The sequence below is a fragment of the Rhodovulum euryhalinum genome (assembly GCF_004342445.1).
In the GTDB taxonomy this organism is placed as follows: Bacteria; Pseudomonadota; Alphaproteobacteria; order Rhodobacterales; family Rhodobacteraceae; genus Rhodovulum; species Rhodovulum euryhalinum.
On record NZ_SLWW01000011.1, the window covers coordinates 92,022 to 114,131 of the forward strand.

Annotated in this window: 19 protein-coding genes; 9 read left to right on the forward strand and 10 right to left on the reverse strand. The window is 67.5% G+C overall.

Annotated features, from left to right (window positions below; genetic code table 11):
- The first annotated feature begins 1 nt into the window (after position 1).
- The 7 genes from bcrB (at position 2) to EV655_RS13760 (ending at position 7,118) form a co-directional block, all read left to right on the forward strand.
- A complete protein-coding gene (bcrB, locus tag EV655_RS13730; RefSeq protein WP_132545808.1) occupies positions 2–1,285 on the forward strand; it encodes a benzoyl-CoA reductase subunit B in 1,284 nt (427 codons plus the stop codon).
- A 12-nt stretch (positions 1,286–1,297) separates the two neighbouring features.
- Positions 1,298–2,590: a benzoyl-CoA reductase subunit A gene (gene bcrA, locus EV655_RS13735; protein ID WP_132545810.1), complete on the forward strand. Its 1,293-nt coding sequence runs from the start codon at positions 1,298–1,300 to the stop codon at positions 2,588–2,590.
- Between the two features lie 12 nt (positions 2,591–2,602).
- Positions 2,603–3,445, forward strand: a complete 843-nt coding sequence (gene bcrD / locus EV655_RS13740; RefSeq protein ID WP_132545812.1) for a benzoyl-CoA reductase subunit D — start codon at positions 2,603–2,605, stop codon at positions 3,443–3,445.
- 67 nt (positions 3,446–3,512) lie between these two features.
- Positions 3,513–4,382 carry an electron transfer flavoprotein subunit beta/FixA family protein gene (locus EV655_RS13745; RefSeq protein WP_132545814.1) on the forward strand — a complete coding sequence of 290 codons (870 nt, stop codon included), beginning with the start codon at positions 3,513–3,515 and terminating at the stop codon, positions 4,380–4,382.
- Positions 4,383–4,394: 12 nt separating this feature from the next.
- On the forward strand, positions 4,395–5,486 hold the full coding sequence (locus EV655_RS13750; RefSeq protein ID WP_132545816.1) for an electron transfer flavoprotein subunit alpha/FixB family protein: 1,092 nt from the start codon (positions 4,395–4,397) through the stop codon (positions 5,484–5,486).
- Between the two features lie 13 nt (positions 5,487–5,499).
- Positions 5,500–6,810, forward strand: a complete 1,311-nt coding sequence (locus tag EV655_RS13755) for an FAD-dependent oxidoreductase (RefSeq protein WP_132545818.1) — start codon at positions 5,500–5,502, stop codon at positions 6,808–6,810.
- Positions 6,801–7,118 (forward strand): ferredoxin family protein, encoded by a 318-nt coding sequence (locus EV655_RS13760; RefSeq protein WP_132545820.1) that lies wholly within the window; start codon positions 6,801–6,803, stop codon positions 7,116–7,118. The genes EV655_RS13755 and EV655_RS13760 overlap by 10 nt, the downstream gene beginning before the upstream one ends.
- A 76-nt stretch (positions 7,119–7,194) precedes the next feature.
- On the opposite strand, the gene EV655_RS13765 is transcribed toward EV655_RS13760, so the two are convergent.
- The gene (locus EV655_RS13765) at positions 7,195–7,701 is read right to left on the reverse strand and encodes a GNAT family N-acetyltransferase (RefSeq protein ID WP_132545822.1); all 507 of its coding nucleotides are present in this window, start codon (positions 7,699–7,701) and stop codon (positions 7,195–7,197) included.
- 9 nt (positions 7,702–7,710) lie between these two features.
- Complete coding sequence (locus EV655_RS13770; RefSeq protein ID WP_132545824.1) at positions 7,711–8,163, reverse strand: GNAT family N-acetyltransferase; 453 nt, start codon at positions 8,161–8,163, stop codon at positions 7,711–7,713.
- Positions 8,164–8,246: 83 nt separating this feature from the next.
- Between EV655_RS13770 and EV655_RS13775 the strand changes: the two genes are divergently transcribed.
- A complete protein-coding gene (locus EV655_RS13775) occupies positions 8,247–8,963 on the forward strand; it encodes an SDR family oxidoreductase (protein ID WP_132545826.1) in 717 nt (238 codons plus the stop codon).
- Between the two features lie 5 nt (positions 8,964–8,968).
- Here the strand turns inward: EV655_RS13775 and EV655_RS13780 are convergent, their stop codons facing one another.
- The 7 genes from EV655_RS13780 to EV655_RS13810 form a co-directional block, all read right to left on the reverse strand.
- Positions 8,969–9,424, reverse strand: coding sequence for an Rrf2 family transcriptional regulator (locus tag EV655_RS13780; RefSeq protein WP_132545828.1), 456 nt, complete (start codon positions 9,422–9,424; stop codon positions 8,969–8,971).
- Positions 9,421–9,891, reverse strand: coding sequence for a GNAT family N-acetyltransferase (locus EV655_RS13785; RefSeq protein ID WP_132545830.1), 471 nt, complete (start codon positions 9,889–9,891; stop codon positions 9,421–9,423). Before EV655_RS13785 ends, EV655_RS13780 begins: the two co-directional genes overlap by 4 nt.
- A 98-nt stretch (positions 9,892–9,989) precedes the next feature.
- The gene (locus EV655_RS13790; RefSeq protein ID WP_132545832.1) at positions 9,990–10,682 is read right to left on the reverse strand and encodes an ABC transporter ATP-binding protein; all 693 of its coding nucleotides are present in this window, start codon (positions 10,680–10,682) and stop codon (positions 9,990–9,992) included.
- The gene (locus EV655_RS13795; protein WP_132545834.1) at positions 10,675–11,418 is read right to left on the reverse strand and encodes an ABC transporter ATP-binding protein; all 744 of its coding nucleotides are present in this window, start codon (positions 11,416–11,418) and stop codon (positions 10,675–10,677) included. Before EV655_RS13795 ends, EV655_RS13790 begins: the two co-directional genes overlap by 8 nt.
- On the reverse strand, positions 11,411–12,406 hold the full coding sequence (locus EV655_RS13800) for a branched-chain amino acid ABC transporter permease (RefSeq protein ID WP_132545836.1): 996 nt from the start codon (positions 12,404–12,406) through the stop codon (positions 11,411–11,413). Before EV655_RS13800 ends, EV655_RS13795 begins: the two co-directional genes overlap by 8 nt.
- A gap of 3 nt (positions 12,407–12,409) precedes the next feature.
- On the reverse strand, positions 12,410–13,273 hold the full coding sequence (locus EV655_RS13805; RefSeq protein WP_132545838.1) for a branched-chain amino acid ABC transporter permease: 864 nt from the start codon (positions 13,271–13,273) through the stop codon (positions 12,410–12,412).
- A gap of 107 nt (positions 13,274–13,380) precedes the next feature.
- Entirely contained in the window at positions 13,381–14,556 is a 1,176-nt protein-coding gene (locus EV655_RS13810) for an ABC transporter substrate-binding protein (RefSeq protein ID WP_132545839.1), read from the reverse strand.
- Positions 14,557–15,047: 491 nt separating this feature from the next.
- On the opposite strand from EV655_RS13810, the gene EV655_RS13815 reads away from it, so the two are divergent.
- Complete coding sequence (locus EV655_RS13815; protein ID WP_424511316.1) at positions 15,048–20,153, forward strand: RecQ family ATP-dependent DNA helicase; 5,106 nt, start codon at positions 15,048–15,050, stop codon at positions 20,151–20,153.
- A gap of 264 nt (positions 20,154–20,417) precedes the next feature.
- On the opposite strand, the gene EV655_RS13820 is transcribed toward EV655_RS13815, so the two are convergent.
- A complete protein-coding gene (locus EV655_RS13820; RefSeq protein WP_132545841.1) occupies positions 20,418–21,875 on the reverse strand; it encodes an alanine/glycine:cation symporter family protein in 1,458 nt (485 codons plus the stop codon).
- Between the last annotated feature and the right edge of the window lie 235 nt (positions 21,876–22,110).

Consider the following 22,110-nt stretch of genomic DNA (forward strand, 5'->3'; position numbering starts at 1 on the left):
CATGTCCGATGCCGTCAAGGAACCCTCGATGCTCCTGCAGAAGGAGCTGATCGCCCGCAATTACGACGCCATCACCTCGGCACGCGAGACGGGGCGCAAGGTGTCCTCGACCTTCGTGCCCGGCAACCTGAACGAGCTGCTGCTGTGCTTTGGCATCGTCAACAACCTGCCCGAGATCAACGCCATCCAGAACGGGATGCGCAAGCTGTCGGGCGACTACATCATGACGGCCGAGAAATCGGGCCATTCCGAGGACGTGTGCACCTACGTCAAGGCCGACATCGGCATGATGGGCAAGGGCAACATCGCGCCGAACGGCAAGCCGTTCCCGAACCCCGACGTGCTGCTGCTGTCCTACACGGGCTGCTACACCTTCATGAAGTGGTTCGAACTGCTGCGCGAAGAGTACAAGTGCCCGACGCTGATGCTGCATGTCCCCTACGAGGGCGACGGGCAGTCGACCAAGAACATGCGCGACTACATCGTCAAGCAGTTGAAAGAGGTCATCATTCCCGGCCTCGAAGAGGTCTCGGGCGTCAAGTTCGACATCGACCGGCTGCGCGAGGCGCTGCGCAATTCCGCCCGGGCCGAGGATGACCTGGTCTGGGTGCTGGAACAGGGCAAGCGCACGCCGTCGCCGATCGACGCCTATTTCGGCGGCGTCTATTACATCGGGCCGATCTTCACCGCCTTCCGCGGCACGACCGACGCCATCGACTATTACCGGACGCTGCGGGCCGAGGTGCAGGCCCGCGCCGATGCCGGGCTCGGGCCGCTGATGCCCGACGGGACCACGCTGAGCGAGCAGAAATACCGGCTGGTGGTCGAGGGCCCGCCCAACTGGACCCATTTCCGCGAGTTCTGGAAGATGTTCTCGGACGAGGGCGCGGTCGTGGTGGCCTCGACCTATACCAAGGTCGGCGGAATGTATGATTTCGGCTTCCGCCACGATCCGGACAACCCGTTGGAGTCGCTCGCGGATTACTGCCTGGGCTGCTACACCAACCGCAATCTGCCCAGCCGCGTCGAGATCCTGACGAAGTATATCGAGGAGTATCAGGCGGACGGTTTGCTGACCAATTCCATCAAGTCGTGCAACAGCTTTTCGGCCGGTCAGCTGATGATGATGCGCGAGGTCGAGAAACGCACCGGAAAGCCCGGCGCCTTCATCGAGACCGATCTTGTGGACCCGCGCTACTTCTCGGCCGCGAACGTCAAGAACCGGCTCGAAAGCTATTTCCAGATGATCGAACAGAAGCGCCGCGGCGGATCGCGGGCCGCCTGAGGGAGACCATACATGCAGTGCTTCATCGGAATCGACCTCGGCTCGACCACCACCAAGGCGGTGGTCATGGACGAAAACCTGCAGGTGCTGGGCCGCGGCATCACCAATTCGCGGTCGAACTACGACACGGCGGCCAAGGTGTCGAAGCAGGAGGCGATGATCGACACCCGCCTGACGCTGTTCCGCCGGGCACTGGCGGACGTGCCGGGGGCGGCCGGGCATGTCGACGAGATCCTCGCCGATCTGGAACGCAACTTCCGCCGCATCCAGTTCCTGGAACAACTGGAGGACCTGGAGGCCACCGCGATCGGCAACATCCGCGGCCCCCGCTTCGAAGGCAGGGAGGCCGCCGTCCGCGAGGTGCTGGAAGAGACCTTCCGCCGGTTGCGCGACAAGTCGGCCGCACTCTTCGCGCCCGGCGCCCGGCGCAAGTCCGACTTCTTCCGCGATCTGGCCGGGGCCGATTTCATGCAGGTCGGCGAGGCGGTCAGCAAGGCGGCGGGCCTGCCGTTCGACCTGATCCTGAACCTCTACGACAAATCCATCATCGAGGTGGAAAACCGCCCCCCCGCCGGCGAAATGGAGGCCAAGTTCCTGCGCGCGCTCGAGTCCGGGACGATGGAGGCGGGCACCATCGCAGCCCCCGTCCAGGCGGCCCTGGCGATCCCGCTGGAAGAAACCTATGTGGTCGGCACCGGCTATGGCCGGGTGCGCCTGCCCTTCCCGAAAGAGCATATCCGCTCAGAAATCCTGTGCCACGGGCTGGGCGCGCACATGATGTATCCGGGCACCCGCACGGTGCTGGACATCGGCGGGCAGGATACCAAGGGCATTCAGGTCGATCCCGCGGGCATCGTCGAGAATTTCCAGATGAACGACCGCTGCGCCGCGGGCTGTGGCCGCTACCTGGGCTATATCGCCGACGAGATGAACATGGGGCTCCATGAGCTTGGCCCGCTGGCCATGGCCTCGACCAAGCAGGTGCGCATCAACTCGACCTGCACGGTCTTTGCGGGCGCGGAATTGCGCGACCGTCTGGCGCTGGGCGAAAAGCGCGAGGATATCCTGGCCGGTCTGCACCGGGCGATCATCCTGCGCGCGATGTCGATCCTGTCGCGCGCGGGCGGGGTCAAGGACCAGTTCACCTTCACCGGGGGCGTGGCCAAGAACGAGGCCGCGGTGCGCGAATTGCGCAAGCTGATCAAGGAAAACTACGGCGACGTCCAGATCAACATCGACCCGGACTCGATCTACACCGGCGCGCTGGGCGGGGCGACCTTCGCCGCCCGCGCCGTCCTGAACTGAGGGAGGACCCCCATGACCGCCATCATCACCGCAGGCATCGACATCGGCTCGGGTTGCATCAAGACCGTGCTGTTCCGCGTCGACGGCGAAACCGTCGAATGGCTGGACAAGGACGTGGCCCGCATCCGCAACCGCGATCCGTTTCTTCTGACCGACGAAACCTATGACGCGATGCTGGCCCGGCAGGGCCTTTGCCGCGAGGATGTCGCCTATGTCGCCTCGACCGGCGACGCCGAGGCGCTGCGGTTTGCCACGGGGCATTTCTACTCGATGACGACGCATGGCCGCGGCGCGGTCTACCTGAACGACCGGGCGCGCTCGGTGCTGGATATCGGCGCGCTGAACGGGCGGGCGATCCGGATCGACGACAGCGGCAAGGTGCTGGGCTACCGGATGACCAGCCAGTGTGCCTCGGGGTCTGGGCAGTTCCTCGAAAACATCGCCCGCTACCTCGGCATCGCCCAGGATGAGATCGGCCAGCTTTCGAAATCGGCCGACGCGCCGGAAAAGGTGTCCTCGATCTGTGCCGTGCTGGCCGAGACCGACGTGATCAACATGGTTTCGCGCGGCATTTCGGCTGCGAACATTCTCAAGGGGATCCATGTCTCGATGGCGACGCGGCTGGCCAAACTGCTGAAGGCCATCGGCGCGACCGAGGGTGTCGTGCAGATGACCGGGGGGCTTGCGCTGGACGAGGGCCTGGTCGCGGCGCTGAACGAGGCGCTGGCGGCCGAGAACATGGCGCTGACGGCCCAGAGCCACGCAGACGCGATCCATGCGGGTGCGATCGGCGCTGCCCTGTGGGGCGCGTTCCGCCACCAGAAGCTTGCCCTTCTGGACGAGATGGCCGCCTGACACGGCCTTGGCGGCGCGCCGGGGCGCGGCGCCCTTTCCCGTCTCCGAGCTTTGACGAGGTCCCACCATGACGCGGCTGGCCCGTGAGTTCCATTCGGTCGTCTGCATCAAGCAGGTGCCCGACAGCGCGCAGATCCGCGTTCACCCGGTGACCAACACGATCATGCGCCAGGGCGTGCCCACGATCATCAACCCCTACGACCTCTTCGCGCTGGAAGAGGCGATGCGGCTGAGGGACGAATACGGCGGCACCGTCACCGTGCTGACGATGGGTCCGCCGATGGCAGAGGACGCACTGAGGCGTGCGCTGGGGCTGGGTGCGAACAGGGCTGTTCTGATCACCGACCGGCGTTTCGCGGGCTCGGACACGCTGGCAACCTCCTTCGCGCTGTCGAAGGCCCTGACCAGGATCGGCGAAGAGCACCCGATCGACATCGTCTTCACCGGCAAGCAGACGATCGACGGCGACACCGCGCAGGTCGGCCCCGGCATCGCGCGCCGGCTGGGGCTGAACCAGTTGACCTATGTTGCCGCCATCGACGCGCTCGACCGAGACGGGGCCACGATCACGCTGCGCCGCCGGTCGGAAGGGGGTGTGCAGGTGCTGCGCTCCAGGCTTCCCTGCCTGATCACCATGCTGGAAGACACCAACACCCTGCGCCGGGGCACGATTCAGGACATGCTGCGCGCCGCGCGTGCGCCGGTCACCACCTGGTCGGCCGAGGAGGCCGGGATCGCGGATCCGATGCAATGCGGGCTGCGCGGTTCGCCCACCGTGGTCAAGCGGGTTTTTGCGCCGCGGCCGCGTGCGGACAAGGCCGAGATGGTGGTGGTCGAGGGCAAGACACCCGCGCAGACCGCCGACGCGGTTCTGGACCTGCTGTTCGCGCAGAGCCCGAACCTCGAAGCGGCGCTGTCCGCCCGATTCAAGTCCTGAGGAGATCGTGCCATGGCTGACGCCCCCCAGCAACCCGCCGGCGGCCGCGCCGCGATGCAGATGCAGCTTGCCGCGAAGTTCAAGGATTACAGGCACGTCTGGGTGTTCGTCGAGATCGAGCGGGGGTGCGTCCATCCCGTCTCGTGGGAGTTGATGGGCGAAGGCCGCAAGCTGGCCGACGACTTGGGCGTGGATCTCTGCGCCGTGGTTCTGGGCCCCCGCACCGACGACACCAAGGCGGCCATCAGCCAGACGTATCACTACGGCGCGGATATCTGCTACATCTGCGAGGATCCGCTGCTGGCCGATTACCGCAACGAGCCCTATACCCGGGCGCTGACCGGCCTGGTCGACAAGTACCAGCCGGAAATCCTGCTGCTGGGCGCGACGCCTCTGGGCCGTGATCTTGCGGGGTCGGTGGCGACCATGCTTCAGACGGGCCTGACGGCGGATTCGACCGAGCTGAGGATCGCCGACGACAAGTCGCTGGCCGCCACCCGGCCCACCTTCGGCGGCACGCTTCTGTGCACGATCCACACGCTGAACCACCGCCCGCAGATGGCGACCGTTCGCCCCCGCGTGATGGCCATGCCCGAGCCCGACCGGTCGCGTACGGGCCGGATGGTCTGGCACTCGCTCGGGATGGCCGAGGGCGACATCGTCACCAAGGTGCTGGAATTCGTCTCGGACGCCCGGATCGAGAAGGCGAACTTGGCCTATGCCGATATCGTCGTGGCGGGGGGCATGGGGTTGCGGCAACCCGGCAACCTGGCGCTGGTGCAGCGGCTGGCCGAGGTGGTGGGCGGCGAATGGGGCGTCTCGCGGCCCCTGGTGCAGAAGGGCTGGGCGCCCGCCGAGCGCCAGATCGGCCAGACCGGCACCACGATCCGGCCTAGGCTCTACATCGCGGCCGGCATCTCGGGGGCGATCCAGCACCGGGTCGGGGTCGAGGGCTCGGACCTGATCGTCGCGATCAATACCGACCCCGATGCCAGGATCTTCGACGTCGCCCATCTGGGCGTGGTGGCCGATGCGCTGACGATACTTCCGGCGCTGGCCGATGCCTTCGCCCGCCGGCTCCCGGGCCGCGCGCTGGCAAGCTGAGGAGGACCTACCGATGCCTGTGGAACATTTCGATGCGATCGTCGTGGGGGCCGGGCCTTCGGGCAACGCGGCCGCCTACACGATGGGCAAGGCGGGGATGAACGTGCTGCAGATCGACCGGGGTGAATATCCCGGATCGAAGAACGTGCAGGGCGCGATCCTTTATTCCGACGCGCTGGAACGGATGATCCCCGACTTCCGCGAGACCGCACCGCTTGAACGTCATGTGGTCGAACAACGGTTCTGGATGCTGGACGAAAAGTCCCATACCGGCACCCATCACCGGTCCGACAGCTTCAACGAGGAGCGGCCCAACCGCTATACCATCCTGCGGGCCCAGTTCGACAAGTGGTTCGCGAAACAGGTGCGCGCGGCGGGTGTCACGCTGATCACCGAGACCACGGTGATCGAGCTGGTCCGCAATGCCGAGGGCAGGGTGATCGGCGTGCTGACCGACCGCGAGGGTGGCCCGGTCCATGCCGACGTGGTGGTGCTGGGCGAGGGCGTGAACGGGCTGGTGGCGCAGCGGTCGGGGTTGCGCCCGGAACTGCGGCCCCAGCATGTCGCATTGGCGGTGAAGGAGACCCACTTCCTGCCCGAAGAGACGATCCGCGAACGGTTCAACCTGTCGGACGAGAACGAGGGCGTGGTGATCGAGGTTCTGGGCTCGGTCAGTTCGGGCATGGTCGGTACAGGGTTCCTGTACACCAACAGGGAGTCGATCTCGATCGGGGTCGGCTGCCTCGTGTCGGACTTTGCCGAGAAGCAGATCCCGCCCTACGCATTGCTCGACAGGTTCAAGAACCACCCCTCGGTCCGGCCGCTGCTGAAGGGGGCCGAGATGAAGGAATACGTCGCCCACCTGATCCCCGAGGGTGGCTATGACGCGATCCCGAAACTGACCGGCGATGGCTGGCTGATCGTGGGCGATGCCGGGCAGTTCGTGAACGCGGTGCACCGCGAGGGGTCGAACCTGGCGATGACCACCGGCCGGATCGCGGGTGAGTGCCTGGCGCGGCTCAAGGCCGAAGGCCGGCCTGCGACCGAGGCGAACCTCAAGGTCTACCGCGACGCGCTGGAACAGAGCTTCGTCCTGAAGGACCTGAGGAAATACCGGAAGATTCCGAAGCTGTTGAAGCAGAACCGCCAGCTCTTCACCACCTGGCCCGCGGTCATCAATCGTTCGATGCAGGCGTTCCTGCGTGTGGACGGGCGCGACAAGCGGGCGAAGGAGGCAGAGATCCTGCGGGGCCTGAAGACGGCCCGCGGCAACTGGCTGAACGTGGCGGCCGACATGGTCAAGGTGGCGAGGGCATGGCGATGACGAACAAGGCTGCGGAAACGACGGTGCCGCGGATGGAGGAGCGGCTTTACCAGAACCGCTACATGGTGGACGAGGGCAACCCCCATGTGCGCATCCTCCCACGGCAGGGGGGCGACAGCCCCGAGTTGCGCGCGCTGGTGAACATCTGTCCGGCGGGATGCTACAGCCTGAACGAGGCGGGCCGGGTCGAGGTCGCCGCCGATGGCTGCATGGAATGTGGCACCTGCCGGATCGTCTGCCAGGGCACAGGCGAGTTGGACTGGTCCTGGCCGCGCGGAGGCTATGGGGTGCTGTTCAAGTTCGGCTGACGGGGAGAACCGAAGCTCCGGGCATCGAGCCCGGAGCTTCGGTGTCGGAGCCGCCCGGGGCGGCCCTCCGGCCCGGTCATAGCGGACGGCAGAAGCTCAGGCGTTGCGAGGGCGTGAACCCGGCCGTCTCGAAGAAGGCCATCAGGCCGTGGGCGTTCCAGTCGACGCGGGTGTGCAGCGTTTCGACATTGAGCGAGGCGAGGTTCGCCAGAAGCTGGCGCAGCAGCGCCGCGGCCACGCCCCGGCCCTGGAAGGCGGGCTCGACCCCGATCGTGTCCAGCACGGCCGAGGGCGCGGTGCGGCCGTACTCGCCGTAATCGACCCGCGCCATCACGAAACCGGCGAACTCGCCCTCGATCTCGGCCACGAGCGAAACGCGAACCCCGCTTTCGCCCAGCATCTCGGTCAGCTTGGCCTCGTAGTACCGGGTGCGGGGCTCGCCGCTTCCGTTCAGCTTGCGGTCAATCGCGACGACCGCGGGCAAGTCGGTCTCGAGCATCGAGCGAACAGGCAAAGGGTCGCGGCTGAACGCTTCGGCGGAATCGCTCGACGGATCGCTGAAGTCCTTTTCGCAGGTGTTCATGGACCTTCCTCAGTTGGCAACAGGGCGGTGCAGGACAAGGTGCGGGGCAAGGGCAAAGCCCGACGCAGCGAAGAACCGGACCATCTCGCGGTCGCTCCAGTCCGCCTCCGAGCGGATCTCGGTCACGCCCTGGGCGCGCAGGTCGGCCTCGAGCGCCGCCATGAGCGCCCGGCCGATGCCGCTGCCGCGCTGGGCGGGGTCGGTGGCGATTGCATCGATGACCGCGGCGCGCGCGGTGCCGCCGAATTCCCCCTCTTGCAGATGGGCGGAGACAAAGCCCGCCAGGGCGCCGCCGCGCTCTGCGACAAGCCAGGCAAACCGGCCGGCATTGGTCGCAAGCCTTGCATGGCGTTTTTCGAAGAAACCGCGGCGGGAACGGCCGGTCAGTTGGCGGTCAAGCGCGATGGCCGCCTCGATATCGGCGGCGACGACGGGCCGGACCGTGATGGACGCATCGGACAATTCTCACCCCCTGACGGCTTGTTTTCGCTAAATGGGTACGTTAATACCTATTTTGAGCGGCGTCAAGCTTTCGAGGGGCACAGATGGCAGCCACAGCGGGATGGGACTGGGCCGGGCGGCGGGCTATCGTGACCGGCGGCGGGCGCGGAATCGGACGGGCCATTGCCGAGGGGCTGGTGGCAGGCGGGGCCGAGGTTCACGTCTTCGACCCCGCCGGAGCAGAGGGACCGGAGGGCGCCAGCATGCACGCGGTCGACGTGACACAGCCGGCCTCGGTGGCGCAGGCGGTCGGCGGGCTTGGGCCTGTCGAGCTTCTGGTGAACAATGCCGGGATCACCCGGGACCGTTCCATCCTCAGGATGACGGACGACGAGTGGCGGCAGGTGATCGACGTGAACCTGTCCGGCGCCTTCCACATGATCCGCGCGGTGGCGCCCGGAATGACCGGAGCCGGAGTCGGCCGGATCGTGAACCTCGTCTCGATCAACGGGCTCAGGGGCAAGTTCGGGCAGGCCAACTATGCCGCGTCCAAGGGTGGCCTCGTGGCCCTGACCAAGACCGCGGCGCGGGAATTCGGGCGCAAGGGCGTGACGGTGAACGCGGTCGCGCCCGGCATGGTGCTGACCGAGATGACGATGGCCCTGGCCCCCGAACTGCGGCAGCGGGCGCTGGACGAAAGCCTGCTGGGCCGCCTGCCGGGGGTGGAGGACGTGGCGGCGGCGGTGCTGTTCCTGCTGTCGGACCGGGCGGCCTTCATCACCGGGCAGGTGTTGCAGGTCGATGCGGGGCAGTATGTCTGATCGGGCTAGAGCCCGACCGCGGCTCTTCGGACGGCATCTTCGGCGGGTGCGTCCTGCGTCCGGCGGCTGATCTTGAGCATCGTGTCCACCGTGATCGACGAAAGCGTGGCGCGCGTGGCCTCCTCGATCTCGCCCAGCACCCGCCGCAGGGCCTGCCCGTTGCGGGTGTGGTCGCCCGGCTCTGGCGCGCCCTGTCCGATCGGCCAGATCGGTTCGAAGAGTTGCACGATGTCCAGCAGGTTCAGCCGCTTGGCGTTGCCGCAAAACCGGTACCCGCCGCCCACGCCGCGCGAGGCCTCGACCAGTCCGGCGCGGCCCAGCGTGCGCAGGACCTTGGCAAGGTGGTTGGTGGACAGGTCGTACTTGTCCGCGATCTCGGCGGCCGAAAGCTGGCGGTCTGGCCGGGAGGCCAGTTCGAGAATGGCGAAAAGCGCGTGGCGGGTGGCAAGCTGGAGCTTCATTCGTCGAGATCCTTCTCCAGTTCCACGAAGGGGCCGGCCATCATCCCATGCGCCCGGAAGAACGACATGATAAGCTGCGCCTCGCGGGCGATCATGGTGCGCACCTTGGTGACCCCCGCCTGCCGGAAGCCCGCGCAGATGGCGTCGAACAGTTGTGTGCCCACCGCCCGCAGCCGCCAGTCGGGTTCGACCCCGATGGCGAAGATCCAGCCGCAGGGGGCCGAGCCGAACTCCCACGCCCGGATCTCGCCCGCGATGAAGCCAAGCCGCGTTCCCTGGCTGCGCGCGACCAGAAAGAAGCTGCGGTGCGGTTCGGTCCGGGCGCCGTCGAGCAGCCGCCGCCAGTAGTCGGGCTTGGGCATGCCGGTATTCTGGGTATCGAGGGCCACGATCCAGGAAAGGTCGCTTTCCTCGACCGGGCCGATGGCGACCTCGGCGGTGTCGGGTTGGGTCTTGCGCTCTGCCATGTCCTGCACAAATTGCAGCGCGGTCAGGGCCGCGCCTTCTTGGAGTTGTCCTAAACTAGTACCGGTATGCGGAAATGGCAACCGTACCCGCCGGAACGTCAGACCCCCAGCCAGCGGTGCTGCAGATCGGCATCGGCGCGAATCTCGGCCGGGCTGCCCGACCAGACGACACGGCCGCGGCTGACCACCGCCACGTCGTCGGCCAGCGAGGTGGCGAAGCCGAAATTCTGCTCGACCAGGACCATCGACATCCCGGCCGAGCGCAACTCGGCCAGCTTGTCGTGGATCAGCTTGACGATGATCGGGGCCAGACCTTCGGTTGGTTCGTCGAGGATCAGCAGGCGCGGGTTCATCATCAGCGCCCGGGCGATGGCCAGCATCTGCTGTTCGCCGCCCGAAAGCTGTGTGCCGCCGTTTTCCAGCCGCTCTCCCAGCCGCGGGAACAGGTCGATCACCCGCTCCAGTGTCCACGTGCCCTTGCGCGCCACGCGGGCGGCCAGCATCAGGTTCTCGTGCACGCTGAGCGAGGGGAAGATGTCGCGCGTTTCGGGCACGTAGCCGATGCCGAACCGGGCGATGTGATAGGGCCGCCGGTCAAGTGGCGCGCCGGCAAAGCGGATCGCGCCACGGCGCAGCGGCAGCAGGCCCATGACCGTCTTGAGCGTGGTGGTCTTGCCCGCGCCGTTGCGCCCCAGGATCGCCAGCACCCGGCCGGGCTGCGCGGTCAGGGTCATGCCGTGCAGCACCTGCGTTTCGCCATAGCCGGAATCGACGTCAGAGAGTTCAAGCATTCTCCCACGACCCCAGATAGATGTCCTTCAACATCGCCGAGTTCCGCGCCTCTTCGGGTGCGCCGTCAAAGACCACCTCGCCATAGTTCAGAACGGTGATCCGGTCGGCCACGTCAAAGGCCAGATCCATGTCGTGCTCGACGATCAGCAGCGTCAACTCGCGCGGCAGCGAGGCCAGCATGTGGTGAAAGCCATGCGCCATTTCCGGGCCGATGCCCGAGGTGGGTTCGTCCAGCAGGATCACCCGCGGGCGGGTGGCCAGCGCCAGCCCCACCTCCAACTGGCGGCGCACCCCGTAGGAAACGGCCGAGACCGTCGCATCCAGATGCGGGCTCAGGTGCAGCCGTGCGGCCACCTCGCGCACCGTCTCGCGCACCTCGGGCATGGCAAGGCAGTCGCGCAGGATCGACCGCGCGGCACCGGTCGCCACCGCGGCGGCAAGGCCGAGGTTCTCGGCCACGCTCAGCGCGTCGAACAGCGTGTTCTTCTGATAGCTGCGGGCCAGCCCCTGACGCGCACGTTCTGCCACGGGGGCGGCGGTGATGTCGCGCCCGCCCAGCAGAATCGCGCCCGCATCGGGCGCAAGCTCACCCGCCAGCAGGTTGAAAAGCGTCGTCTTGCCCGCGCCGTTGGGGCCAAGGATCACGCGGCGCTCGCCCGGCTCCAGCCGCAGCGAGACGTCGCGGGTGACGTGGATCGGGCCGAAGCGCTTGTCGAGATGGCGCACCTCAAGCATCGTGAGGCTCTCCCCGAGGGGCGGCGGCCCTTGCGGCGCGGCGGGCGGACATCCGGGAAAGCCGGTCTTCGACAAAGCCGAAGATGCCGTTCGCGCGGCTCATCACGACCGCAATCAGGATCAGGCCCACGACGAGGTGCCAGTAGGGGGTGATCGCGCTGACCTCGTGGCGCAACACCACGAAGGCCACCGCCCCGACGATGGGCCCGACAAAGGTGCCAAGCCCGCCAAGGATCACCACGACCAGGGCCTCGCCCGACACTGTCCAGGCCAGAAGCCCAGGCGAGATGTACATCACATGCTGGGCGGCCAGCACGCCCGCAACCCCCGCGATCATCCCCGACAGGCCGAAGAGATGCGCCTTGGTCCGCCACACGGTCAGACCCAGCGCGCGCATCCGCCGTTCGTTGTCGCGGATGCCCACCAGCGCGCGCCCCAGCCCCGACCGCAGGATCTGCGCGGCTGCCAGCACCACCAGCACCAGCGCGGCCAGGCAATAGAGTGCAAAGGCGCGGGACGTGTTCAGGTCGATCCCCAGCGCCGAAAGGTCCGGCCGCGCCAGTCCCGCCAACCCGTCGTCGCCGCCGAAGATCGGGCTTTCGAACACGAAGGAATAGCCCATCTGCCCGAAGGCCAGCGTGACCATGATGAAATAGATCCCTTGGCTGCCGGCGCAGATCGCGCCGACGATCCAGCCCACCGCGCCGGTGAACAGCACGGCGAACAGCATCGCCGCCCAGACCGGCAGGCCAAGCGACAGGCCCGCCATGGCGAAGGCATAGGCCCCCGCCCCCATCAGCGCGCCATGGCACAGCGAGACCATGCCACCGAACCCCGCCACCATGTCCAGCGCGATCACCAGAATGGCGAGGATCAGGATCTCGGTCAGCATTTCGAGCCCGGCAAAGCCGCTGGCGAAGGCCGCGCCCGTGGCCGCCGCCAGAAGCAGCGCCAGAGTTCCGAGGCGGAGGGGCGAGAGGCGGAACATGCCCTATCCCCGCGCCGGAAACATGCCCGCGGGCCTGAGGATCAGCACAGCGGCCAGAAGCGCATAGATCAGCACCGAGGCCAGCCCCGGCAGCAGGACCGCGCCAAAGGTCTGCACGAACCCGAAGATCAGCGAGCCCGCCATCGCGCCCCACAGGCTGCCGAGGCCACCGATCACCACCACGATCAGCGTGGGGATCAGGATTTGCAGCCCCATGTCGGGCGTCACCGACAGGATCGGTGCCGCGACCGCTCCGGCCAGCCCGGCCAGCCCGCATCCGACGCAGAACACCGCAAGGAACAGCCGCTCGACATTGATGCCCAGGCAGGCGGCCATCTTGTCGTTGTCGACGCCCGCCCGGATCATCGCACCGATCTGGGTGCGTGCCAGCACCAGCGCCAGCGCGGCGAAGATCGCCGCCCCCAGCGCAATGATGAACAATCGGTAGACCGGATAGGTCACGCCGCCGATCTCGATCCGGCCCGCCAGGGCTTGCGGCACCTCGATACCCAGGGCGATGTCGCCCCAGACGATCCGCGTCAGGTCGAGCAGTACGAAGATCAGCCCGAAGGTGACGAGAACCTGCGCCATCGGCCCGCTCTGGCGCATCCGGCGGATCAGCAGCCAGTAGAGCAGCAGCCCCAGTTCCGCCACGACCAGCGGCGCCGTGATCAGCCCTGCCCAGTACCCCACCGTTCCCGCGACCGTCGCCGCCACATAGGCGCCCACGGCGTAAAGCGCGCCATGGGCCAGGTTGACGAAATGCATCAGGCCGAAGATCACCGTCAGCCCGACCGAGAGCAGGAACAAGAGCATCGACAGTTGCAACGCGTTCAGCGTCTGGAACAGCCAGAATCCGAAATCCATCCGGTCCTCCGTCGCGGGCGGGCGGGGGCCGCCCCCCGATCGGGGGACGGATGCGCAGGCGAAGGGGCCGGCCCCGGCATGTGCGCCGCGGGGCCGGCCGGGTCGGTTCAGTTGGTCGTCGACAGGGTGCAGCCGTTGGCCGGATCGGCCTCGGCGGGCAGTTCCGCAACAACCTTCTGGGTCAGTCCGCCGTCGCCCGCCACGGTCTCGTAGACATAGATCGGCTGGACGATGTTGTTGGTCGCGGGGTCGATGGCCGTCGTTCCGCGCGGCCCGTCGAACGAGACCTGGGCAAGCGCCCTTGCAAGGCCTTCGCGGTCGGCCGCGCCTGTGGCGCTGGCCACCACCAGGGCGCGGGCCGCGTCATAGCCCTGTACCGCATATTCCGACGGCATCCGCCCGGTTTCGGCCTTGTACGCCGCGACGAAGGCGGCGTTGGCCGGGTTGTCGATGGTCGGCACGTAATGCAGCGCCGCGATCACGCCCTCGGCGGCCGGCCCCTCGGCCTCGACATAGAGTGGCGAGGTCAGGAAGCCCGCGCCGTACAGCGGCATCGCCGCCTTCAGCCCGAAGCTGTCGTATTGCTTGACGAACGAGATCGCCTCGCCCCCGGCATAAAAGGCATAGACGGCGTCCGCGCCGCTGGCCTTTGCCTTGGCCAGGTAGGGGCCGAAATCCTGGGTCTTCTGGAACGGCGTGTACTCCTGCCCGACCACGTCGCCACCGGCCGCGGCAAAGCCTTCGACGAAGCCGCCGATCATCTGCCGGCCCGCGGCATAATCGGGCGCGATGGTAAAGACCTTCTGCACCCCTTGCGCATGCAGCCAGTCTCCCATCGGCCGGTTCACCTGCCGGTTCGAGAACGACATCCGGGTGATGTAGGGGCTGCACTGCTCGCCGGTGGCCTCGTCGTTGCCGGCATTGGCCACGATCAGCGGCACGCCGCTGCCATGCACGAAGTCACGGATCGCCCCCAGAACGCCGGAACTGACCACCCCGGCGATCACGTCCACCTGGTCGTCCAGAACCAGCTTGCGCGCCTTGGCCAGGCCCACGGGCGGCTTGACCTCGGTATCTTCGGTGACGATGGCGAAACTGGCCTGCGTTTCGGGCGCGAAGGTCTGCAACCCAAGCCGGAACCCCGCCTCGATGTCATTGCCGAGCGCGGCGTAGACACCGGAATAGGGCAGCAGAAGTCCCACCTTTATCTCTTCGGCTGCGGCCTGCACCGCCAGGCCGCCTGCGCAGAGTCCGGCGAGGACCCCGATCAGCTTGTCTTTCATTGTTGTTCCTCCCTGGGTCGTTTTCTGGGGTGACGTCTTCCTTCTGCCCCGGGTTTCCGCACCGGACCGTCAGGGAAGGCGCCGTCCGAAGGTCTGTCTCTCTCGCGATGTTTCGGGGGCAGGGCATCGGTCCGTTCGCCGCGCGTCCTGTGCCCGCAGATTCGGACACCCGCGGCGCCTGATCCCCGAAGCCCAAGCCGGACCCGTGTCGAACAGTCAGTGGCGGTATTAATGTGGCATTAGAGTACCTATTTACTATTTGTCAAGATGCCGATATCTCCGGAGCCTTGGCTGGACACCCCCGGGCGACCTTTCGTCGCGGGGCGGCCTTGAGAAGTCGCACTGGGTTCAGAAGGGATCGACCGGAAGTCCGGCCCGATCCCCAGCGATGAAAGGGCGCGGCGGGGACGCTTCACATCGCGTGCAATCGTGATGTAACAAGGGTTTGCACGTTCATTTTACGCCGCGCAGCCTGTACTGGACCCGCCAGAGTGATCGAAGACCCCTCTGCCTTTCTGGCGCGCTGCCTGTCCATTGATCTCGAGGTCGATCCGGCCGCCGCCCGCATCTTTGCCCTTGCGGCGGTTTGCCATGATGCGCCCGGCGCCCTGGTGGCCCGAAAGGGCGTTTCCGCCGAGGTGCTGGACCGGCTGGAAGAGATGGCCGCGGGCCACGATCACCTTCTGGGCCACAACATCCTGCGGTTCGACCTGCCGCACCTGGCTGCGGCGCGGCCCCGGCTGGCTGCGCTGGGCCCGGCGGCGATCGACACGCTGTGGCTGAACCCGCTGGCCTTTCCGCGCAACCCCTACCATCACCTTGTCAAGCATTACCACGACGGCCGGCTTCAGGCTGGCCATGTCAACGACCCCGAACTTGACGCCCGGCTGGTGTTCGAGGTTCTGGCCAACCAGATCGAGGCGCTGGGCAGACTGGCGGCCGAAGCGCCCGACGCCCTGGCCGCCTATCACTTCCTGACCACGCGGGCCGAGGGCAGCGCCGGGTTCGACGCGGTGTTCCGCCTTGTCCGGGGTCGCCCCGCCCCCGCTGCGCCCGAGGCAGAGGCGGCGATCCGGCGAATGCTGTCGGGGCGGGCCTGCGAGCGGCGGACCGGGCAGACGCTCGGGCGGCTGTCCAGCCCGCAACTCGGCTGGCCGATGGCCTATGCGCTGGCCTGGATTTCGGTCGCGGGCGGGGATTCGGTGATGCCCCCCTGGGTCCGCGCGCAGTTCCGCGAGGCCGCGCTGATCGTGCGCCACCTGCGCGACACAGCCTGCGACGATCCCGGATGTGCCTGGTGCCGCGAGCAGGCGGACCCGAGGCGCGCGCTGAACCGCTGGTTCGGCTTCGACGCCTTCCGGCCCGAGCCGATGGACGAGATGGGAAACTCGCTTCAGGAACGCATCGTGGCCGGGGCGATGGCGGGCGATAGCCTGCTGGGGATCCTGCCCACTGGGACGGGCAAGTCGGTCTGCTACCAGATCCCGGCGTTGTCGAAATTCGACCGGACCGGGGCGCTGAGTGTCGTGATCTCGCCGCTGGTGGCGCTGATGGCCGACCAGGTGCAGGGGCTGGCGCGGCAGGGCATTTCCGCGGCCGTCACCATCAACGGCCAGATGTCGATGCCGGAACGCCAGCAAGCGCTCGACCGGGTGCGGATGGGTGATGCGGCGATCCTGCTGATATCGCCCGAACAATTGCGCAGCGTCGCGATCCGGTCGGTGCTGCAACAGCGCGAGGTGGGGCTTTGGGTGCTGGACGAGGCGCATTGCGTCTCGAAATGGGGCCACGATTTCCGGCCGGATTATCGCTATGTCGGCCGCTTCATCCGCGAATTCTCGGGTGACGAACCGCCCGCGCCGATCCTGTGCCTGACCGCCACCGCCAAGCCCGAGGTGGTGCGCGACATCCGCGAGCATTTCGAAGCGCGGCTGGGGGTGGCGCTTGCGGTCCATGATGGCGGCGCGGTGCGCCGGAACCTGTCCTTTGCGGTGCTGCCCACCCGGAAGAACCGCAAGCTTGCCGATATCCTCGACGCGATCGAGGCCCACCTGCCGCCTGAGGGCGCTTCGGGCGCCATCGTCTATTGTGCGACGCGCAGCGCGACCGAGCGGGTGGCGGCATTCCTGCAAGGGCAGGGACTTGCGGCCGAGCGGTTCCACGCAGGCCTCGGGACCGAGGACAAGCGCGACATCCAGGAACGCTTCCGCATTGGCGAATTGCGGGTGATCGCGGCCACCAACGCCTTCGGCATGGGCATCGACAAACCCGATATCCGCGTGGTCGTGCATGGCGACATTCCCGGATCGCTGGAAAACTACCTGCAAGAGGCGGGGCGCGCGGGCCGCGACCGCGACCCGGCCGCCTGCGTCCTGCTGTTCAGCGCGGACGACGTGGAGCGGCAGTTCTCGCTTTCCGCGCGCTCGCGGCTGGCCCGGCACGAGATCGGCGCGATCCTCAAGGCTCTGCGCCGGATCGACACCCGCACCAGGAAGACCGGCGAGGTCGTCGCCACCCCCGGCGAGATCGTCCGTGAAGAGACCGAACAGGAATTCGAACGCGACCGCGCCACCGACGACACCCGCGTGAAGACCGCCGTCGCCTGGCTGGAAGAGGCAACTCTGCTGTCGCGCGAGGAAAACCGGGTGCAGGTCTTTCCCTCGTCGCTTCGGGTCCGCACGATCCCCGAGGCCGAAGAGATCCTGTCGAACGCGCGGATCACCGGCACGCGGCGGCGCCAGTTGCTGGACATCGCGCGCCATCTGATGAACGCGCCCGGGGATGTCGGCATCTCGACCGACGAGTTGACGGGCATCAGCGGCCTGTCGCCCGGCGGCCTGCGCAAGGCGCTGGCGGATCTCGAAACCCTTGGTATCGCCGTCGACGACACCGCGATCACCGTCTTCGTCCATGTCGGCGGCGAGGGGGCTTCCTTGCCGCGGTTCCAACAGGCGGCGCGGATGGAAACCGACCTGATCGCGCTCATGCGCGAGGCCCTGCCCGACGCCGAGGGCGCGGGGCCGCAGCCGCTGCACCTGGCCGAAACCTGCCAGGCCCTGCGCGAGGCGGGCCATGCCGGGGTGCGCCCCGACATCGTCGAAACCCTGCTGCGCGGCATCGCCGAGGATGGCCGCGACCGGGACGGCGGGCGCGGAAACATCCACCTGCGCAAGGCGTCGCGGAACACCGCGATGGTGCGGCTGCAACGGTCCTGGTCGGTGCTGGACCAGACTGCCGCCCTGCGCCGGCAGGGGGCCGAACGGCTATTGGGCCACCTGATCGGGCGGGTGCCCAAAGGGGTCCGGGGCAAGGACATCGCCGTCGAGACGACCCTTGGTCACCTGCTGGCGGAACTCAACGGCGACGCCTTCCTGCGGGGGGCGGTGCAGGACGCGACGCGGCTGATGGACCGGGCGCTGTTGTGGCTGCACGAACAATCGGTGGTGACGCTGGGCAAGGGACTGACGGTGTTTCGCCCCGCGATCACCGTGCATCTGCGCCCCGGCGGCGGGGCGTTCACGCAAAAGGACTTCGTCCCCCTCGAACAGCACTACACCGAACAGACGATCCAGACCCATGTGATGGCCGCCTATGCCGAGAAGGGCCTTGACTCGATCGCCGAGGCCGAGCGGCTGGCCGAGGATTATTTCGTGCTGGACCGCGATGCTTTCCTGCGGCGCTGGCTGCCCGGCAAGGGCACGGAAATCCGCCGCCAGACCACCCCCGCCTCGTGGAAGGCCATTGTCGAGAACCTGGGCAACCCGGTGCAGGAAAGGATCGTCGCCGACGATCGCGAACAGACCAACGTGCTGGTGCTGGCCGGGCCCGGCTCGGGCAAGACGCGGGTTCTGGTGCACAGGATCGCCTGGCTGATCCGCGTCCGGCGCGAGGACCCGCGTGGTATCCTCGTGCTCAGCTACAACCGCCATGCCGCTGCCGAGATCCGCGAGCGGCTCAAGATCCTGATCGGCGACGAGGCGGGGCTGGTCACGGTCTCGACCTGCCACGCGCTGGCGATGCGGCTGGTGGGGGCAAGCTTCGCAGGCCGGGCCGAAACCGACACCCCGCGCGATTTCGACGGCATCGTGCTCGAAGCGGTGCGGCTGTTGACCGGCGAGGGTCTTGCCAAGGCCGAGGCCGAGGCGCTGCGCGACACGCTGATCCAGGGCTATCGCTGGATCCTGGTGGACGAATACCAGGACATCGGCCCCGAGGAATACGCACTGATCGCCGCCGTCGCGGGCCGGTCTCTTGAGGATCCCGACCTGCGGCTCAGCCTGTTCGCGGTGGGCGACGACGACCAGAACATCTATGCCTTCGCGGGCGCCTCGGTCACGTTCATCCGCCGGTTCGAAGAGGACTACGCCGCCCGGCCGGTATTCCTGACCGAGAACTACCGCTCGACCCGCCATATCGTCGAGGCGGCGAACCGGGTGATCTCTCCGGCGGACGGGCGGATGAAGGCGGGCCACGACATCACCGTGGACCGCGCCCGCGACAAGGCGCCCCCGGGCGGCGATCTGGCCGACCTCGACCCGGTGGCGCAGGGGCGGGTGCAGCTTCTGGCCTGCGGACCGGGCGAGGCGGCGCAGGCCGTCGCGGCCGTCGACGAGATGGTACGCCTCTCACGCCTGATCCCTGACTGGACCTGGACGCGGGCGGCGATCATCGCGCGGGAATGGCGGCTGCTGCAGCCCGTGCGCAGCTATGCCGAGGCGCTGGGGCTGCCGGTCGAGATGGCGAACGAGGCGCTGCCCAGCCTCTGGCGGCTGCGCGAGATGCAGGAATTCGTCGCCGCGCTGCGCCGCGATCCGGGCCGCATGCTGGACGTGGCCGCCCTTGTCGACACGCTGAACAGCCTGCGGCAGGACCGCTGGACCGACCTGATCGCAGAAGGGATCGCCGCGCTCAACCGCGAGCTTGCGGGCCGGCCCGCGCCGGTGCCGGATCTTGTCGAATGGTTCGCGGAATGGGCGCGCGATACGCGGGGCGAACAGCGCGGGCTGCTGCTGCTGACCGCGCACCGGGCCAAGGGGCTTGAATTCGACGACGTGGTGATCCTGGAGGGCGGCTGGGACCGGACATCGCGCGGCGAGGACGCGGATGCGCCCCGCCGTCTGTTCTATGTCGCCATGACCCGCGCCCGCCGCAGCCTTGCCGCGGTTGCGCGGAATACGCATCCGTTCCTGAGGCCCGGCGACAACCCCGAACTGCTGCTGCGGCGCGTGGCCCTCGATCCCGGTGCCCTGTCGCGCTGCGGCCTGCGCTATCTTTCGGCCGATCCGAAGATGGTGGACCTGTCCTATGCGGGCCGTCTGCCCGCGGGCCATCCGTCGCTCAAGGCCATCGAAGCGGCCATGGTCGGCGATCCGGTGACGCTTGGCGAGGACAACGGCCGGTGGACCATCCGCAACGCCGACGGAATCCCCTTGGGACGCATGGCCCGCGCCTTTGTTGCGCCGGTCGGGGGAACCTTCCTGCGCGGCGAGATCGGCGCCATCTTCCGCTGGCGCAAGGCCGACAGCGCCGAAGACTACCACGCCAGCCTCAGGCGTGATCAATGGGAAGTGGTTCTGCCGGAGCTTGTCTTCGCCTGACCGGCAGGGACAGCTTCGCCGCTTGCACCGCCGTTGGAGATGACACCCCGGACCCCGTCCGCGCCGGTGCCTTGCTAGAGGAAATACCGGGCGCCGTGCCGAGTGCCCCGGCATCGTCCTCTCCGGGAAAGCCGCGCGCCGGGGGCCGGACCAGATCGCCCTTGTCGAAACCTTTAGCAAGGGTCCGCCCCGGCCCGTTCGCCCTTCGTCGTCCTGCGGGACACCTGCCTGTCCCCGGTCGCGATGCGAAAGGCTGGCTGCGGATCAGGCGGGTCGCGTCCTTTCCTTCGGCACCGCGTCCGCCGCGGCATCGCTCCAGGCCTTGTGGTCGAGGTCGAGGTCGGGGAAGTCGGCCGGGTTGAACACCGGCACCTTGCCGGCCGCCTGCTGGTCGCGGAAATCGTTCAGTACCCGCAGGGCCGTGGGAAACAGCATCGCCAGCGCCAGAAGGTTGACCAGTGCCAGGATTCCCATAAGCGGGTCCGAGAAGAAGAACACCGCCGTTGCCCCCGGTGCGATCGCCCCAAGGAAGACGACGCCGACGATGGCGATCCGCAGCAGATGCAACGCCACGGGCTTGTTGCCGGTCAGGAAGGTCAGCGCGTTCTCGCCCAGATAGTAGTTGTAGATGATCGAGCTGAACGCAAACAGCAGGATCGCCCCGGTCAGGAAATAGCTCGCCCACTCGCCGACATGCGAGACCAGCGATTGCTGGGTCAGCACCACACCGTCGATATCGGCCCCTGGCTGGTAGACATCGCCCAGAAGGATCACGAAGGCTGTGCAGGAACAGATGATGATCGTGTCGATGAACACCGAGAACGCCTGCACGATGCCCTGGTTCACGGGATGCGGCACATAGGCGACGGCGGCCACGTTGGGCGCCGAGCCCAGCCCCGCCTCGTTCGAGAACAGCCCCCGCCGCAGCCCCTGCGAGATCGCGGCACCCATGCCGCCGCCCACGGCCTCCTGCCAGCCGAAAGCGTTGGACACGATCTGCCAGATCATGCCGGGCACCTCGAACAGGTTGATCAGGATGACGAAAAGCGCCATGGCCAGATAGCCGATCGCCATGATCGGGATGATCACGTCAGCCACCTTGGCGATACGCTTGATCCCGCCATAGACCACCAGCCCGGTGATCGTGGCGAGGCCGATCCCCGTCCACAGCCGGTCAAGGCCCAGGCTTTCCTGCGCCGCGCCCGCGACGGTGTTGCCCTGGAACGCGTTGAAGCCGAAGGCGAAGGCCGCGATCAGGCAGACGGCGTAGATCACCGCCAGCCAGCGGTAGTCCGCCCCGAGCCCGTGGGTGATATAGCGCGCCGGACCGCCGCGATAGGTGCCGTCGCCCTGGTCCTCCTTGAAGGCCTGGGCAAGGGTACATTCGAACAGGCTGGTGGCCATGCCGACCAGGGCGATGGCCCACATCCAGAACACCGCACCCGGCCCGCCCAGCGTGATCGCCACGGCGACACCCGCGATATTGCCGCCGCCCACGCGCCCGCCGACCGACACCAGCAGCGCCTCGCGCGAACTGACATGGCCACGCCTGCCGGCCTCGGGGTCGGGGCGCAGCACGCGGAACATCGTCGTGAAATACTGGAACTGGACGAATTTCGAGACCAGCGTGAAGAAGACCCCCAGCACGACCAGGAAGGGGATCAGCGCCCACCCCCAGGTCAGGTCGGAAATCAGGTTGAAGAAATCCTCGATCGGCGCCATGGCGATGCCCTCCTGTCGCTGTTCGCTGGTCCGAATTCCCTTGGCACGGTCCCGGCCCGTGCCCGGACCATCGTCACGCACCACCGCCGGCGCGTGGAGCCCTTTGGAAAGCGCCGCGCTTTCAATGGGCGTGATGATCACTATTCAGGCGATGTCCACGAAGGGCGAGCGTTTTTTTTGCGGTGCGCGGGCGGCATTTCCCTGATGTCGCCGGGGCGCCGGGGTCTGCAATGCA

Coding starts and splice junctions, on each gene's coding strand:
- EV655_RS13805 (WP_132545838.1), bottom strand. CDS start 13,273: ATGGATTTCGGATTCTGGCTGTTCCAGACGCTGAACGCGTTGCAACTG.
- bcrD (WP_132545812.1), top strand. CDS start 2,603: ATGACCGCCATCATCACCGCAGGCATCGACATCGGCTCGGGTTGCATC.
- EV655_RS13765 (WP_132545822.1), bottom strand. CDS start 7,701: ATGAACACCTGCGAAAAGGACTTCAGCGATCCGTCGAGCGATTCCGCC.
- EV655_RS13745 (WP_132545814.1), top strand. CDS start 3,513: ATGACGCGGCTGGCCCGTGAGTTCCATTCGGTCGTCTGCATCAAGCAG.
- EV655_RS13785 (WP_132545830.1), bottom strand. CDS start 9,891: ATGGCAGAGCGCAAGACCCAACCCGACACCGCCGAGGTCGCCATCGGC.
- EV655_RS13780 (WP_132545828.1), bottom strand. CDS start 9,424: ATGAAGCTCCAGCTTGCCACCCGCCACGCGCTTTTCGCCATTCTCGAA.
- EV655_RS13755 (WP_132545818.1), top strand. CDS start 5,500: ATGCCTGTGGAACATTTCGATGCGATCGTCGTGGGGGCCGGGCCTTCG.
- EV655_RS13820 (WP_132545841.1), bottom strand. CDS start 21,875: ATGGCGCCGATCGAGGATTTCTTCAACCTGATTTCCGACCTGACCTGG.
- bcrB (WP_132545808.1), top strand. CDS start 2: ATGTCCGATGCCGTCAAGGAACCCTCGATGCTCCTGCAGAAGGAGCTG.
- EV655_RS13775 (WP_132545826.1), top strand. CDS start 8,247: ATGGCAGCCACAGCGGGATGGGACTGGGCCGGGCGGCGGGCTATCGTG.
- EV655_RS13810 (WP_132545839.1), bottom strand. CDS start 14,556: ATGAAAGACAAGCTGATCGGGGTCCTCGCCGGACTCTGCGCAGGCGGC.
- EV655_RS13790 (WP_132545832.1), bottom strand. CDS start 10,682: ATGCTTGAACTCTCTGACGTCGATTCCGGCTATGGCGAAACGCAGGTG.
- EV655_RS13760 (WP_132545820.1), top strand. CDS start 6,801: ATGGCGATGACGAACAAGGCTGCGGAAACGACGGTGCCGCGGATGGAG.
- EV655_RS13750 (WP_132545816.1), top strand. CDS start 4,395: ATGGCTGACGCCCCCCAGCAACCCGCCGGCGGCCGCGCCGCGATGCAG.
- bcrA (WP_132545810.1), top strand. CDS start 1,298: ATGCAGTGCTTCATCGGAATCGACCTCGGCTCGACCACCACCAAGGCG.
- EV655_RS13800 (WP_132545836.1), bottom strand. CDS start 12,406: ATGTTCCGCCTCTCGCCCCTCCGCCTCGGAACTCTGGCGCTGCTTCTG.
- EV655_RS13795 (WP_132545834.1), bottom strand. CDS start 11,418: ATGCTTGAGGTGCGCCATCTCGACAAGCGCTTCGGCCCGATCCACGTC.